The organism is Zestomonas ipomoeae, assembly GCF_057128665.1.
This window is the reverse complement of the sequence record NZ_JBSKHQ010000032.1, coordinates 1-14,821: the sequence shown is the minus strand read 5'-3', so window position 1 is coordinate 14,821 and position 14,821 is coordinate 1. Positions and strand designations below refer to the sequence as shown.

The window sequence follows — 14,821 nt, the reverse complement described above, 5'->3', positions numbered from 1 at the left end:
GCAAACGCACGGACATACAACAGGATGCCGGCATGAGCACGCTTCTCAGCACCCCGCGACTGGTGAAGGCTGGCCTGGTGCTGGTCGACCCGCAGTCGGCCAAGGTACGGCGGGTGATTGCCCTGCAATACAACCCGGAGAAGCTCACCCGCAGCCTGCAGGTGCAGGGCGCCGGGGACGGTGCCGAGCGCTCGGAAGCGCTACGACTGAAAGGCCCGGCGGTGGAGACCTTCCAGCTGGAAGTGCAGATCGACGCCGCCGACCAGCTGGAGTTTCCGGCGCAGCACAAGGCGGTGGTCGAAGTCGGCATCGCGCCGCAACTGGCGATTCTCGAATCGCTGGTCAACCCGGCCGCCGCCGATCTGCTCGCCAACAAGGCGCTGGCCGCCGCCGGCACGCTGGAAATCGCGCCCATGGAATCGTCCCTGGCGCTGTTCGTCTGGGGCGCCAACCGCATCGCCCCGGTGCGGGTCACCGACTTTTCCATCAACGAAGAAGCCTTCGACCCCCGGCTCAACCCGATCAACGCCACCTGCAACCTCGGCCTGCGGGTGCTCTCGGTCGATGACCTGGGCTTCGAGCACAAGGGCGGCGGACTGTTCATGGCCTACCTGCAATCGCGTGAGAAGCTGGCGGCCAGGGCGGCGACCTTCGGCTTCGACGCCCTCGGCATCGGAGGCTTGCCATGACCGATCCGCTCAAGGCCTTCATGCAGGCCAACGCCCTCACCGCTCCGGCCTTCGCCCCGGACAGCCGCTACCACGGCCTGGACATCGCCCAATGGACCCGTGCCGACGGCGAGACGCTGAGCTACGTGCGCCGCCGTTTCATTCCACCGCCGGAAAACTTCGCCAGCCTCGGTGAGCACCGCATCGAGGTCGGCGACCGCCTGGACAACCTGGCCGCCCGTTACCTCGGCGACCCGCAGCAATACTGGCGGCTGTGCGACGGCAACGGCGCGCTCCGCCCGCAGGAATTGACCGAGACCATCGGCCGGCGCCTGCGCATCACCCTGCCCGAAGGCGTTCCGGGAGGCGTCGATGAGTAACGCCGTGCACCTCACCCTGCTGATCGGGCCGATCATTCCGCTGCCGGTACCGGCCATGCTGATCGATGCGCTCGAAGAAGCGCGGGTGACCAGCAGCGCCACCGGCGGCAGCGGCTTCCAGCTGCGTTTCAAGATCAACAGCAAGTCGGAGCTGAACACCCTGTTCCTGATCGCCGTCGGCAACAACACCAGCGTCGGCACGCCGCCGCTGCGGGTGGTGCTGATCGTCACCCTGGAGGGCCGGCCGCAGCCGCTGTTCGATGGCGTGGTGACCAACGTCGAGGTACAGGCCGGGCAGAACAACCAACCCGGCAGCATCACCATCACCGGCGAGGACCTGACCAAGGTGATGGACCTGATCGACTTCTCCGGGCTGCCCTACCCGGCCATGCCCATCGCCGCGCGGGTGGCGCTGATCTGCGCCAAGTACGCCGCCTTCGGCATCATTCCGCTGCCCATTCCGGAATTCTTCCTCGACGTGCCGATCCCCGTCGAGCGCATTCCCGCGCACCAGGGCACGGACCTGGCCTACATCCAACAGCTGGCCGAGGAAGTCGGCCATGTGTTCTACATCGAGCCGGGCGAGGTGCCGTTGACCAACATCGCCTACTTCGGCCCGGAGATTAAGGTCGGCCCGCCGCAGCCGGCGCTGAACATCGACATGGACGCCCACACCAACGTCGAGTCGCTGAATTTCAGCTTCGACCCGAGCAAGGGCGTGCTGCCCATCGTGTTCATCCAGAACCAGCTGACCCGCGTGCCGATCCCGATCCCGATTCCCAACCTCAATCCGTTGCAGCCGCCGCTGGGCCTGCTGTCCACGCCGCTGGCCAACCTCAAGATCATGAAGAACACCGCCAAGATGAACCCCATGCAGGCGATCATGGCGGGCCTCGGCGAAGCGAAGAAATCCCAGGACGCGGTCAGCGCCAACGGCAGCCTCGATGTACTGCGCTACGGACGCATCCTCAAGCCGCGCCGGCTGGTCGGCGTGCGCGGTGCCGGCATCGCTTACGACGGCCTGTACTACGTCGCCAGCGTCACCAGCACCCTCGCCCGCGGCAGCTTCAAGCAGAGCTTCAACCTGACCCGCAACGGCCTGATCTCGATAACCCCGACGGTGCCCGCATGAGCCAGCAACGCTACTACGGCAAATACCGGGGCATGGTGCTGAACAACATCGACCCCATGCAGCAGGGCCGCCTGCAGGTACAGGTGCCGGATGTAGCCGGCCTGGTGCCGGCCAGTTGGGCGATGCCCTGCGTGCCGGTCGCCGGCATCCAGAACGGCATGGTCGCGCTGCCGATGATCGGCTCCGGGGTCTGGGTGGAGTTCGAGCAGGGCAACCCGGACTTTCCGATCTGGGTCGGCTGCTTCTGGGGCAGCGCGGCGGAAATTCCGGCATTGGCCCTGGCCACCCCGCCGGGGCTGTCGGCGATCACCCTGCAGACGCCACTGCAGAACGGCGTGACCATCTCGGACCTGCCCGGCCCCACCGGCGGCATCATGCTCAAGAGCGCCACCGGCGCGACGCTGATCGTCAACGACACCGGCATTTATATCCAGAACGGCAAGGGCGCCATGATCACCCTGGTGGGCCCCGCCGTGACCATCAACAGCGGCGCGCTCACGGTGATCTAGCAGGCTGGGCACAAGGCACAGGAGGGATTTCTGACATGCCTATTCATCGGCAAGCCAAGCAGTACTACAACCGCACCGGGAGGCCCTGACATGCCCGGCCCCCTGCTGCATGTCGGCGCCACCGTGCTCTGTGCCCACGGCGGCAGCGCGACGCCCACCGCGCCCAACCCGCGGGTGCTGGTCAGCGGCCAGCCGACCGTGCTGATGAGCGCGCCTTACGTGGTCGCCGGCTGCCCGTTCAACGTCTCCGGCAGCCCGGTGCCCTGCGTCACCGGCCAGTGGGTGGTGGCAGCGACGCGGGTGCTTTCCAACGGCCAGCCACTGGTACTGATGGACAGCCAGGCGGTGTGCGCGCCGAACGGCACGCCGCTACTGCCAGTGGCGGCGCAGACACGTGTGATCGGGAGCTGACCATGACCCTGCGCTTGCACTTCCCGTACATGTTCGACGGCCGCGGACGCACACGCGAGGCGGACGAGGAAACCTGGATTCGCGGCCTGATCGAGCAGGTGCTGTTCACCGCGCCGGGCGAACGGGTAATGCGCCCGGACTTCGGCAGCGGCCTGCGCGAGCTGGTGTTCGCCCCCAACAGTCCGGAACTGGCGGCCACCACCCAGTTCCTCGTGCAGGCGGCCTTGCAGCAATGGCTGGCGGAGCTGATCGACATAGAAGCGGTAACGGTTGGCGCCGTCGAAGCGCGCCTGACGGTGGTCGTGCAGTACCGCATCCGCCGCAGCAATACCCGTCACGAGAGCACCTTCGTGCAAGGCGGTGCGCCATGATCTACACCTGCTGCGAAGAAAACCGCCGCGCCCTGGTGGATGCCCATGCCACCCTCAACGGCATCGATTACCTGGAGGTGCTCGACCTCGACGCCCCCGCCGACAGCCCGCGCCAGCGTACCCTGCTGGTCCGTCTGCTCAAGCCAGTGCCGGCCGGGCTCAACCGCGACAACCTGCGCATCAGCGGCGGCGAGCGCATCCGCCAGGTCGGCATCGAATGGGTCGGCATCGCCAGCGCCCCGCCCGCCGAGGCCACAGCGGCCGAGCAGGCGCTGTTCACCGGCCTGGACGCCGCCGACCAGATGCTGGTGGTGCGCACCGACAGCGAGGGCGACCATTCGCGCTATCGCCTGCAGCTGTTCCAGATCGGCCCCGGCGATCTTCCGCTGGCAGATTTCGACCCGCGCCTTTCGGCCGTCGACTTCGCCTTCAAGGTGGAGTGCCCCAGCGACTTCGACTGCAAGCCGCAACACGACTGCCCGGACGAACCGCCGCCCACCGCCGACATCAACTACCTGGCCCGTGACTACGCCAGCCTGCGTCGCCTGGTCATGGACCGCCTCTCCCGGCAGATGCCCGGCTGGCGCGACCGCAGCCCGGCGGACCTGGCCACCACCCTGGGCGAGCTGATCGCCTACGTCGGCGACCTGCAGCACTACCGGCTGGATGCCGTCGCAACCGAAGCCTACCTGCACAGCGCGCGCCGTCGCAGCAGCCTGCGCCGCCATGCGCTGCTGGTGGACTACGCCCTGCACGAAGGCTGCAACGCCCGCGCCTGGCTGCACCTGCAGGTCAGCGGCGGGCCATTCGCCCTACCCGCCGGCCTGCGCTTCTACACCCGCGTGCCTGGCGTGCCGCCGCGGCTGGTCGCCGACTCGCCACAGGAGCGCCAGGCCCTGCTGGCCGCGCCGCTGGTGTTCGAGCCGATGATGGATTCGCTCGAACTGCGCGAGGCCCATAACCAGTTCGCCTTCTACACCTGGAGCGACGAGCGCTGCTGCCTGCCGGCCGGCGCCACCCGCGCCACCCTCGCCGGGCATTTCCCCGACCTGGCGGCGGGCGATGTGCTGATCTTCCAGGAGGTACTCGGCCCGCTTACCGGCGAGCCGGCCGATGCCGACCCCGAGCATCGCCACGCGGTGCGCCTGATCGAGGTGCGCGCCTTCGATGGCGTCAACCCGCTCACCGATCCGCTGGATGGCAGCGAGGTCACCGAGATCGTCTGGCATGCGGACGATGCCCTGCCGATGCCACTGTGCATTTCCAGCGAAACCGACCCGGCCCACGGCCAGGTGAAGTTGAACAACGTCAGCATCGCCCTGGGCAACAATCTGCTGGTCGACCATGGCCGCAGCATTAACGGCGAAGCCCTCGGCAGCGTGCCGGAGCCCACCCTTCACTACCCGCCAACACGCGGCGACGCCTGCCAGCGGAGTGCACCGCAACCGCTGCCGCCGCGCTTTCGCCCGCAGCTCGGCGAAGGCCCGGTCACCCACCAGGGCCAGGTGCTGCGCAGCTTCATGGAAAATGGCCTGCGTCGGCACGAGCGGGTGCCGTTCGACCCCGACGCCTCGGCCAGCGCGGCGCTGCGCTGGCGCACCGCTGATGCGATCCCCGACCTGCACCTGCACAGCGGCGCCGCGCCCGATCAATGGAGCGCCCAGCGCAACCTGCTGGACAGCAAGCCCGACGACCGCCATTTCGTCCTGGAAACCGAAAGCGACGGCAGCGCCCGCCTGCGTTTCGGCGACGACGCCCACGGCCGTCGGCCGGACGCCGGCACCGAGTTCCTCGCCTTCTACCGGGTCGGCAACGGGCCGCAGGGCAATGTCGGCGCCGACAGCATCGCCCATGTGGTGACCGCCGAGGCGCGCATCGAGGCGGTGCGCAACCCGCTGCCGGCCCGTGGCGGCGTCGCCGCGGAGAGCATGGCGCAGGTGCGCCGCGCCGCGCCCCATGCCTTCCGCACCCAGGAGCGCGCGGTGACCCCGGCAGATTACGCCGAAGTCACCGAGCGCCGGAGCGGCGTGCAGCGTGCCGCCGCGGGGCTGCGCTGGACCGGCAGCTGGCACACGGTGTTCGTCACCGTCGACCGCGAAGGTGGCGCGGCGGTGGACACGGATTTCGCCACTGGAGTGGTCGAGCACCTTGAGCGCTACCGCATGGCCGGGCACGACCTGCACGTCAACGAACCGCTGCACGTGTCGCTGGAAATCGACCTGCTGGTCTGCGTCAAGGCCGGCTACTTCCGCAGCGACGTGCGCCGCGGCCTGCTCGATGTACTGAGCAGCCGCCGGCGCGCCGACGGCACTCTCGGCCTGTTCCATCCGGACAACTTCAGCTTCGGCCAGACCGTCTACCTCAGCCCGCTGTACGCCGCTGCGCGCACCGTGGCCGGCGTCGCCTCGGTACAGGTCACGCGCTTGCAGCGCCAGGGGCAGGACGACGCCAAGCCCCTGGCCGACGGTTTCCTGCCGCTCGGCCGGCTGGAAATCGCCCGGCTGGACAACGACCCCAACTTTCCGGAGCACGGTGTGCTGCGACTCGACCTGCACGGAGGCAAGTGATGAGCACCTCGACCAAGCCCGGTTGCGGCTGCTGCGCCGGTGTCGATGCGCAGACCCCGCAACGCATCGAAAATCCTCCCAGCCTGCCGGCCATCGGCTATCGCATCGGCCAGCACGGCGACTTTATGGAAAGCCTGCGGGCACGCCTGTCGAGCACCGACTACCCGGCGCTGGCGGCGCTGACCAGCCGCGAGGACAGCGATTTCACCCTGGCGCTGGCCGATGCCCTGGCCTGCTCACTGGACGTGCTGGCGTTCTATACCGAGCGCTACGCCCAGGAGCACTACCTGCGCACCGCCGTCGAACGGCTTTCGGTGGGGCAGATGGCGCGGCTGATCGGCTACCGCCCGGCACCCGGCGTGGCCGCCAGCACCCACCTGGCCTTCACCCTGCAAAGCGTGCCCGGCGCACCGGCCGAGCCGATTGTCATCCCGGTCGGCACGCGGGTGCAGAGTGTGCCCGGCCAGGACGAGCAGGCGCAGACTTTCGAGACCGTAGCGCCAGCCCCGGCACGGGCCGAGTGGAATGCCATCCCGGCGCAGAGTACGCGGGCCTGGGCGCCGCACTCCGGCGACCGCGAACTGTGGCTCGCCGGTCTCGCGACCCAACTGCAACCGGGCGATGCGATCCTCATCGTCGGCACCGACCGCATCGCTAACCCCGGCAGCGAGCACTGGGACGTGCGGGTGCTCGCCGGGGTCGAAGCGGACAACGACAATCAGCGCACACGGGTGTTCTGGAAGCACCCACTGGGCAGCGTGTTCCCGTCGATGGGGCCGGCCAGCGTCGGCGTGCAAGTGTTCGCCCTGCGCCAGCGCACCGCGCTGTTCGGCCACAACGCGCCGGACCCGAACCTGATGGGCAACGGCGATTCCAATATCGGCGCGCTGATCGACATTGATACGAACCCGAACAATTGGCAGTGGAAGAACTTCCAGGTCGATGCCAGCGCCGTGGACCTGGATACCGACAACGCCAAGATCGTCGCCGGCAGCTGGTTCGCCCTGGTGTCCAACCAGCCCGGCATGGGTAGCGCCGACCTGCCCGGCTACACCGAGCTGTACCGGGCCAGCCAGGTGGTGCACCGCAGCCGCAACGCCTTTGCGCTCTCCGGCAAGATCACCCGGATTACCCCGGACACCACCGAGAACCTCACCGCCAGCCGCTTTCCGCTGCGTCGCACCCTGGTGCTGGCGCACAGCGAAGAACTGATCGCCGCCCCGCTGCCGCTGCTCCATCCGGTGTACGGAGACACGCTGAGCCTCGCCCGGCGCGTCGACGGCTTACAGCCGGGCCAGCCCCTTGCGCTTTCCGGCACGCGTCAGCGCATCGCCATTGCCGCCGGCGCCACGGGCCTCTCGCTGACTCTCGACGAAGGCGGCAGCGCCGCGCTGGTCGAAGGCGACGAGCTGTTCATGCTGGCGCCGGCCGACCGGCTATTCGGCAGCACCCCGGTTGCCCTGGACGCCGAGGCGTTCGCCGGCTTGATCGGCAAGGCCAGCGTGCGCGTGCGCCTGGCCCTGCTCGATCGCGACGGCCGGCGTGGCGCGCTGACCGCCAAGGGCAACGAAATCCGCCTCGCCGCCCGGCGCAAGGATGATGAGCAGGTGCGGCAGATCGCTTTTATCGCCAGCGGCGACGAAGTCATCGCGCATGACCGCGACCGCACCCATCTCAAGTTGCAGGCGTCGCTGGAACATGTGTTCGAGCGCGCCGGCCTGCGCATCAATGCCAACGTGGCGCCCGCGACTCATGGCGAAACGGTCGAGGGCATTCTCGGCGACGGCAATGCCAGCCTGGCCAACCAGCGCTTTCGCCTGAATCAGGCGCCGCTGACCTACGTCAGCGCCAATACCCCCAGCGGCCGCGCCTCGACGCTGGAAGTACGTGTCAATGACGTGCTGTGGACGGAGGTGCCGACGCTCTACCAGATCGCCGCCGATGCCCGTCGCTATGAAACCGCCGAGGACGACGAGGCCGTCACCACCCTGCAGTTCGGCGACGGCAACGAAGGCGCGCGCCTGCCCAGCGGGCACAGCAATGTGCGGGTGCGCTACCGCAAGGGTCTCGGCGCCGGCGGCAACCTGGCCGCCGGCAAGCTGACCACCCTGCTGTCGCGGCCACTGGGCGTCAGCGAGGCGGTCAACCCGGTACCGGCGACCGGCGGCGAAGACGCCGAACCGCTGGCGCGGGCGCGCAGCAACGCGCCGCTGACCGTGCTGACCCTGGACCGCGCCGTGTCCATCGCCGACTACGCCAACTTCGCCCGCGCCTTCGCCGGCATCGACAAAGCCCATGCCCTATGGATTCCCGCCGGCCCCGCCCGCGGCGTGTTCCTGACCATTGCCGGCGTCGACGGCGCCAAAGTGCCGGAAAGCAGCGATACCTATGCCTTCCTGCGCGCAGCCCTGGGCACCTACGGCGACCCCCTGGTGCCGCTGCGCATGGTCGACTACCAGGACGCGCGCTTCCGCTGCCGGTTGTCGGTCAGGGTGCTCGCCGAGTACGCCAGCGAACAGGTGCTCGCCGCCGTGGATAGCGCGCTGCGCGACCACTTCAGCTTCGCCCGGCGCGACTTCGGCCAGACCGTCTCGGTGGACGAGGTGGCCGCCGTCGCCCAAAGCGTGGCCGGCGTGTTGGCGGTGCAGGTCACCCGCCTGCATCGCCAGGGCCAGCCACCCGGTGTGGTGCCACGGCTGTTCGCCACCCTGCCGGTGGCCACCATTACCGGCTTACCGCAGGCCGCCGAGTTGCTGACCCTGGCCGACGCGCCCATCGAACTGGAGGTGCTGCCATGAATGCCGATGCCCAGGCGCTCTATGCGCTGCTGCCGGCCATCCACCGCATCCGCGATGCCGAGCTGGCGGCGGCCGAAGGGCTGGAACGCGGGCCGCTGGAGGAACTGGTGGCAGTGCTCGCCGAGCAGATCGCCATCGCCGACGAGAGCCTCGAACAACTCTACGACGATCTGTTCATCGAAACCTGCGCCGACTGGGTAGTGCCCTATATCGGCGACCTGATCGGCTACCAGAGCCTGCACCGGGTGGCGCCCAAGGTCGCCAGCCCGCGTGCCGAGGTCGCCCATACCATCGCCCTGCGCCGACGCAAGGGTACTGCCCTGGTGCTCGAACAACTGGCCCGCGACGTCACCGGCTGGGATGCCAAGGCGGTGGAATACTTCCAGCGCCTGTGCGCAACCCAGTACATGAACCACCTGCGGCCGCAGGCGCTCCAAGCCCCGGATATGCGCCAGGGCGAGGCGCTGGAATGGCTCGGCAGCGCCTTCGAGACCGCCAACCGCAGCGTCGATGTGCGGCGCATCGACTCCGGCCGCGGTCGCCACAACATTCCCAACGTCGGCCTGCACCTGTGGCGCCTGCAAGCCTATCCCCGCAGCGCCTCGCCCTGCCCGCGGCAGGGCCCGCGCCGCTACCGCGCCAGCCCCCTGGGCCATGACCTGCCGCTGTACAACCGGCCGCTGGCGGAAGACGACATCAGCCACCTGGCCGAACCGGACAACGTGCCCCTGCCGCTGTCGCGTCGCCGCCTCTCCGCCCATCTCGCCCGCTACTACGGCACCCGCGCCAACGCCCTGGCGCCGGTCGACAACCCCGCGCCGAGCCTGAACCTGTGGGTCGACGGCAGCCTGATCGAGCGCGAGCAGATCTGCATCTGCCACCTTGGCGACGACGGCGCCGGCTGGGCCCATACGCCGCCGCCCGACGGCTGCTACGCCATCGACCCGCTGCTCGGGCGCATCGCCCTGCCCCTCGACGCGGCGGACTCCGACGATGTGCGCCTGACCTGGCACGAAGGCTTTTCCGCCGATATCGGCGGCGGTGAATACGAGCGCGGCGCCGACCTGCCGGCAGGCACCCCATTGGTGCACGTGCCAGACGACCAGCCGACCCTGGTCGCCGCGCTGATCGAGATCGCCGGCAACGGCGTGATCGAGATCACCGACAACGGCCGCTACGAGGAAACCTTGGGAATCACCGTGCAGGCCGGTGGCGCCGTGGAAATCCGTGCGGCCAACCACCGCCGACCGACCCTGGTGCTCGGTGCCCTGACCATCACCGGCGAGGACAACAGCGCCTGCCTGCTCAAGGGCCTGCTGATCGCCGGCGCGCCGCTGCGGGTGCCGGACGACCCCGGCAATCGGCTGAAACACTTGCAGCTGTCGCACTGCACCCTGGTGCCAGGCATCGAGTTGGACAGCACCGGCCAGCCGTTGCAGGCCACCACCCCGAGCCTGCAACTGGCCATCGCCGGCCTGCAGGCGGAGATCGACCGCTGCATCATCGGCGCCATTCGCGCCCATGAGCGCGCCCAGGTCGAGGCCTATGACAGCCTGATCGACGCCACCGCGCGCGACGGCGTGGCCTTCGCCGCGCCCGATGGCGAAGCCCCCGGTGCGGTGCTGTCGCTGAAGGCCTGCACCCTGGTCGGCAAGCTGCACACCGCCGAGGTCGGGCTGATCTCCAACAGCATCCTGTTCGCCGCACTGGCCGAGGCCGACAGCTGGACGGCCCCGGTGCGCGCCGCGCGCAAGCAGGTCGGCTGCGTGCGCTTCAGCTGGCTGCCGTTCGACTCCATCGTGCCGCGCCGCCATCGCTGCCAGCCGAACTCCGCCGCGACCGCCCAGAGCATCGCGCCACGCTTCACCTCGCTGCGCTATGGCACGCCCGCCTACGGCCAGCTCGGTGCCTCGACACCTGGCGAGGTACTGCGCGGCGCCGACGACGAGAGCGAAATGGGCGTGTTCCACCATCTCTACGGTGCCCAACGGGTAACCAACCTGCGTATCCGCCTGGCGGAGTACCTGCGGGTCGGCCTGCACGCCGGCATCTTCCACGAATCCTGAGGGAGGGAACCCATTATGAGTTTCGACCTGAGCCGCATCCGCTTCGACGCCCGCCAGGATTTTCTCGGCGTGGTCATGCAACAGGGGCGCGTCCAACTGGACGCCGACTGGAACGAATGGGTCGCGCAACTGGCGCGACGCCTGCAAGCCGGCTCGCTGGACACCTACGGCGGCAACGTGGTGCCGCGCATCACGCCGGACGGCTTTCGCATCGAAGCCGACGGCGGCGCCCTGAGCATCGGCCCGGGGCGCATCTACGTCGACGGCCTGCTGGCGGAAAACCACGGTGCGACGCCGGATGTCTGGGAGCCGCGCCTGGCCGAACTGACCGGCAGCCTGCCGCTGGACTACGCCGCCCAACCCTATTACCCCAACCCTCCGGAACTGCCCGACGGCGGCCCGCACCTGGTCTACGTGGACGTCTGGCAGCGCGAACTGAGCGCGGTGAACCTGCCCGGATTGGTGGAGAAAGCCGTCGGCGTGGACACCACCGGCCGCCTGCAGACGGTCTGGCAGGTCAAGCTGCTGGCCGATGTCGGCGACATCAGCTGCGCCACCAGCGACGACGAGATTCCCGGCTGGCTGGAGGCGACCGCGCCTTCGGCCGGCCGGCTGTCCACCGCCACCGGCGACCCCAGTTTCGAGCCGGACCCCTGCCAGGTACCGCCCGCCGCCGGTTATCGCGGGCTGGAGAATCAGCTCTACCGCGTCGAGGTGCACCAGGGTGGCGTGCTTGGCGAGGCCACCTTCAAATGGTCGCGGGACAACGCCAGCGTCGCCTCACGGGTAACCCACATCAACCCGGCGCGCGACCGCATTACCGTCGAGAGCATCGGCCGCGACGAGGTGCTGCGCTTCCACGATGGCGACTGGGTCGAAGTGACCGACGACTGGCTCGAACTGCACAACCTGCCCGGCCAGCTACGGCGGATTCGCGTCGCCGGCGGTGTGGACGAAACCGCGCGCACCCTGGAGTTCGACACCGACCTGGACCCCGGCCTGTTCCCCACCGACGCCCAGCAGGCCACCGAAGCGGCACGCAATACCCGCGTGCGCCGCTGGGACCAGTCCGGCCTGGTGCGCCGCGAGGATGGCACCGAGGTGCACAACCTGAATGCGCCGCTGGCCAGCGGCGAGATCACCATCCCGCCGGCGGGTACCCGCCTGTTCCTCGAACACGGCATCCTCGTCGAGTTCAGTCTCGACCCGGCCGGCGGCCAGTTCCACAGCGGCGATTACTGGGTATTCGCCGCCCGTAGCGTAGACGCCAGCATCGAACTGCTCGACCAGGCTCCGCCGCTGGGCATCCACCACCACTACGCGCGGCTGGCGGTGATCGACTTCCCCGACAACGAAACCGACTGCCGCATCCTGTGGCCGCCGCTGGCCGAAGGCGAAGGCTGCGACTGCAGCGTCTGCGTCAGTGCCGAAGGCCACAACAGCGGCAGCGCGACCCTGCAGCAGGCCATCGACTCGATCAAGGACAGCGGCGGCACTATCTGCCTGGGCATCGGCAGCTACAACATCGATACCCCGTTGAGCGTCGACGGTGCCCGCTCGCTGCGCATTCGTGGCCAGGGCTGGGCGACCCAGCTGGTCGGCAGCGAGCCGGCCACGGTGATGGAGATCAGCGCCAGCACCGGCGTCGCGCTGGAGAACCTCAGCGTCATCGGCTCCGCCACGCGCGCCGGCAGTACGCCGATGATCGACGTGCACAATTCCGTCGATCTGCGCATCGAACACGTCAACGTGCTCGGCCTCGCCGTGGGCGACGGCACCAGCGTCGGCATCGGCCTGTCCGGCTACCTCCTCGGCGCCAGCGTCAGCGACTGCGCCCTGGTGGCCGAGCGCGGTATCGCCGTGGTCGAGGCCGACCAGCAGAGCTACCTGCTGACCGGCGAGCTGCGCGTAGCCCGCAGCCTGTTCTTCTGCAGCCAGCGCGCCGTCGATTTCGAGGGCACCTGCCTGCATTACGGCAACACCCGCCTCGGCGAAAACCTCATGTTCAACGGCGAGCAGACGGCCATCGTCGCCACCGGCGCGGTCCTGCCCGGCTCGCCATTCACGGTCGCGGACAACGTGATCTACACCAGCGGCGGCGGCATTCGCGCCGGAGTGGATGGGCTGCGCATCGAGAACAACGAGATTACCGGGCTTGGCGAGCGCAGCGGCGACGGTATCGTGCTGGAAGAAGGGTTGGACGCGGTGGCGCTGGACGATGTGCTGATCCAGGGCAACCGGCTGAAGGCCCTGCAGGGCAACGCCATGCTCGTCACCCATCGGCTGGAGAACGCGCGCATTGCCGATAACGTCATCGAGCGCATGGGGCTGGCGGCCCTGGCCATGGGCGAAGGCGGCGCGGCCGGGGTGCTGGCGTTCAGCGGCAACCGCTGCCGTCAGCTCGGGTTGGCCGCCAACAACGAAGCCAGTGCCTTTGCCGCCATCCAGTTGATCCGCGTCGAGCGTGGCGATTTGTGCGACAACCTCGTCGCCGATGTGGCCCGCGCCGCCATCGCCTCGCCGGCGGTGGACGCCCTGCGCGCAGTGGCGGTCGGCCAGTTGCGCATCGCCGGCAATCGCTTGTTCGCCATCGGCCCGGACCGCAGCGGCGGCGAGATCGCCGCGATCCATATCGTGCCGCCGTTCGACCGTGTGGCGATCGACGCCAACTTCGTCGACCGGCTCGGCGAAGGCGCCCAGCCGGGCACCGCGCCGATCGTCTGGCGCGCGATCCGCATCGCGCCCACGCAGGTCGGCGGCAGCGGCCATTTCACCACCGCCTATTTCGTCGGCGGCGCCGAGTCGGCCTATCTGCTCACCGCCAACCGTGCCTTCGCCGTGGCGCTGATTCCGGCCGGCCTGTCGATCCAGGGCAACCAGTTGCGCGCGCACCTGACCAGCGCGCCGCTCATTCTCTGCGGCGGGTTGGAGCACTGCCTGTTCGCCGCCAATCACTGTGAAGTTTTCGGCTTTGCCAGCGATGCGGTGCAATTGGGCGAGTTGCAAGCGCGCACGCTCAACGTCAGCAATAACCGCTTGAAAGGAGCCCGCAACATCGACACGTTGCGCCTGCACCCACAAATCGAGCGCGCCATCGTCATCGGCAACACCAGCACCGGCAACATCGATGTGTTCAGCGGTAGCACGGTGCCCCCGGATATTGCCCTGACCAACATCATCGGCGTCTAGGAGAAATACCATGGCCATCACCACCTTTCGCGGCGAAAAGAGCCTCGGGGACATCTCCAGCAAGCTGTTCGTGCGCCTCACGCCCAAACAGAAGGAAAAGGTCGAGGCGGCACTGCTCAAGGCCAATCCGCAACTTGGCGACATCGGCACACTGCGCGCCGGCACCATCCTCAAGGTGCCCGACCTACCGGAGCTACGCAGCAAGACCCGGCGCGCCCTGGAAAGCCCCGACCAACAGATCGTCGACCAGTTACGCGAGGACCTCGGCGCCTACGACAAACACCTCGCGGCCCGTACCGAAGCGGCCCAGGCGCAGGTCGCCGCAACCGCGGCGCTGCTCAAGGACAAGAACCTGATCCGCGCCATCGGTAACGATGCGACGCTGAAGCAGCTACTCGGCGAGATCGGCAAGAGCAACGACCAGCGTAAGCAGGATCTGAGCGAGCGGCGCAAGCGTTTTGGCACGGCGCTGGAGCGTCTGCTGAAGGATCTCGGCGGCCTGTGAGAAAGGTTCTTCGCATATTGTGGGGGAAAGGCTTCTGGAAACACCGGACTGGCAAGATTGTGTGGGAGTTTTCTGTGCCGGCTGGTTGGTGCGCTGGCTGATTGCTGTGTTTCGATGATGCTTCTGGTTTCGGCCCCCCGGCCGAGTCACTTTGTCGTGGTCAAGTTTTAGTGGACACCCGAATAGGGGATTTCAGGCGGTTGCCTTCTCGTACTCGACTGGAGG

11 protein-coding genes are annotated in these 14,821 nt (G+C 68.5%); all 11 read left to right on the top strand.

What is annotated here, in order from left to right; all coding sequences use genetic code 11:
- Window positions 1-32 precede the first annotated feature (32 nt).
- Entirely contained in the window at window positions 33-689 is a 657-nt protein-coding gene (locus ACWKV7_RS23130) for a hypothetical protein (protein WP_483860061.1), read from the top strand.
- Window positions 686-1,048 carry a hypothetical protein gene (locus tag ACWKV7_RS23125; protein WP_483860060.1) on the top strand — a complete coding sequence of 121 codons (363 nt, stop codon included), beginning with the start codon at window positions 686-688 and terminating at the stop codon, window positions 1,046-1,048. Before ACWKV7_RS23130 ends, ACWKV7_RS23125 begins: the two co-directional genes overlap by 4 nt.
- Window positions 1,041-2,180: a hypothetical protein gene (locus tag ACWKV7_RS23120; RefSeq protein WP_483860059.1), complete on the top strand. Its 1,140-nt coding sequence runs from the start codon at window positions 1,041-1,043 to the stop codon at window positions 2,178-2,180. The genes ACWKV7_RS23125 and ACWKV7_RS23120 overlap by 8 nt, the downstream gene beginning before the upstream one ends.
- The gene (locus tag ACWKV7_RS23115) at window positions 2,177-2,689 is read left to right on the top strand and encodes a phage baseplate assembly protein V (protein ID WP_483860058.1); all 513 of its coding nucleotides are present in this window, start codon (window positions 2,177-2,179) and stop codon (window positions 2,687-2,689) included. Before ACWKV7_RS23120 ends, ACWKV7_RS23115 begins: the two co-directional genes overlap by 4 nt.
- Window positions 2,690-2,779: 90 nt before the next feature.
- Window positions 2,780-3,100 carry a hypothetical protein gene (locus ACWKV7_RS23110; RefSeq protein ID WP_483860057.1) on the top strand — a complete coding sequence of 107 codons (321 nt, stop codon included), beginning with the start codon at window positions 2,780-2,782 and terminating at the stop codon, window positions 3,098-3,100.
- A 2-nt stretch (window positions 3,101-3,102) separates the two neighbouring features.
- Window positions 3,103-3,471: a GPW/gp25 family protein gene (locus ACWKV7_RS23105; protein ID WP_483860056.1), complete on the top strand. Its 369-nt coding sequence runs from the start codon at window positions 3,103-3,105 to the stop codon at window positions 3,469-3,471.
- On the top strand, window positions 3,468-6,038 hold the full coding sequence (locus tag ACWKV7_RS23100; protein WP_483860055.1) for a putative baseplate assembly protein: 2,571 nt from the start codon (window positions 3,468-3,470) through the stop codon (window positions 6,036-6,038). Before ACWKV7_RS23105 ends, ACWKV7_RS23100 begins: the two co-directional genes overlap by 4 nt.
- Window positions 6,038-8,836, top strand: a complete 2,799-nt coding sequence (locus ACWKV7_RS23095; protein WP_483860054.1) for a putative baseplate assembly protein — start codon at window positions 6,038-6,040, stop codon at window positions 8,834-8,836. Before ACWKV7_RS23100 ends, ACWKV7_RS23095 begins: the two co-directional genes overlap by 1 nt.
- Window positions 8,833-10,902, top strand: a complete 2,070-nt coding sequence (locus ACWKV7_RS23090) for a hypothetical protein (RefSeq protein WP_483860053.1) — start codon at window positions 8,833-8,835, stop codon at window positions 10,900-10,902. The genes ACWKV7_RS23095 and ACWKV7_RS23090 overlap by 4 nt, the downstream gene beginning before the upstream one ends.
- Window positions 10,903-10,917: 15 nt before the next feature.
- Window positions 10,918-14,091: a DUF6519 domain-containing protein gene (locus ACWKV7_RS23085; protein ID WP_483860052.1), complete on the top strand. Its 3,174-nt coding sequence runs from the start codon at window positions 10,918-10,920 to the stop codon at window positions 14,089-14,091.
- 10 nt (window positions 14,092-14,101) lie between these two features.
- A complete protein-coding gene (locus ACWKV7_RS23080; protein WP_483860051.1) occupies window positions 14,102-14,596 on the top strand; it encodes a type IV pilus assembly protein FimV in 495 nt (164 codons plus the stop codon).
- Window positions 14,597-14,821: the final 225 nt, after the last annotated feature.

Bases quoted from the DNA above. Each gene is read 5' to 3' on its own strand.
- ACWKV7_RS23115 (WP_483860058.1), top strand. From the start codon at position 2,177: ATGAGCCAGCAACGCTACTACGGCAAATACCGGGGCATGGTGCTGAAC.
- ACWKV7_RS23125 (WP_483860060.1), top strand. From the start codon at position 686: ATGACCGATCCGCTCAAGGCCTTCATGCAGGCCAACGCCCTCACCGCT.
- ACWKV7_RS23095 (WP_483860054.1), top strand. From the start codon at position 6,038: ATGAGCACCTCGACCAAGCCCGGTTGCGGCTGCTGCGCCGGTGTCGAT.
- ACWKV7_RS23090 (WP_483860053.1), top strand. From the start codon at position 8,833: ATGAATGCCGATGCCCAGGCGCTCTATGCGCTGCTGCCGGCCATCCAC.
- ACWKV7_RS23110 (WP_483860057.1), top strand. From the start codon at position 2,780: ATGCCCGGCCCCCTGCTGCATGTCGGCGCCACCGTGCTCTGTGCCCAC.
- ACWKV7_RS23120 (WP_483860059.1), top strand. From the start codon at position 1,041: ATGAGTAACGCCGTGCACCTCACCCTGCTGATCGGGCCGATCATTCCG.
- ACWKV7_RS23100 (WP_483860055.1), top strand. From the start codon at position 3,468: ATGATCTACACCTGCTGCGAAGAAAACCGCCGCGCCCTGGTGGATGCC.
- ACWKV7_RS23085 (WP_483860052.1), top strand. From the start codon at position 10,918: ATGAGTTTCGACCTGAGCCGCATCCGCTTCGACGCCCGCCAGGATTTT.
- ACWKV7_RS23080 (WP_483860051.1), top strand. From the start codon at position 14,102: ATGGCCATCACCACCTTTCGCGGCGAAAAGAGCCTCGGGGACATCTCC.
- ACWKV7_RS23105 (WP_483860056.1), top strand. From the start codon at position 3,103: ATGACCCTGCGCTTGCACTTCCCGTACATGTTCGACGGCCGCGGACGC.
- ACWKV7_RS23130 (WP_483860061.1), top strand. From the start codon at position 33: ATGAGCACGCTTCTCAGCACCCCGCGACTGGTGAAGGCTGGCCTGGTG.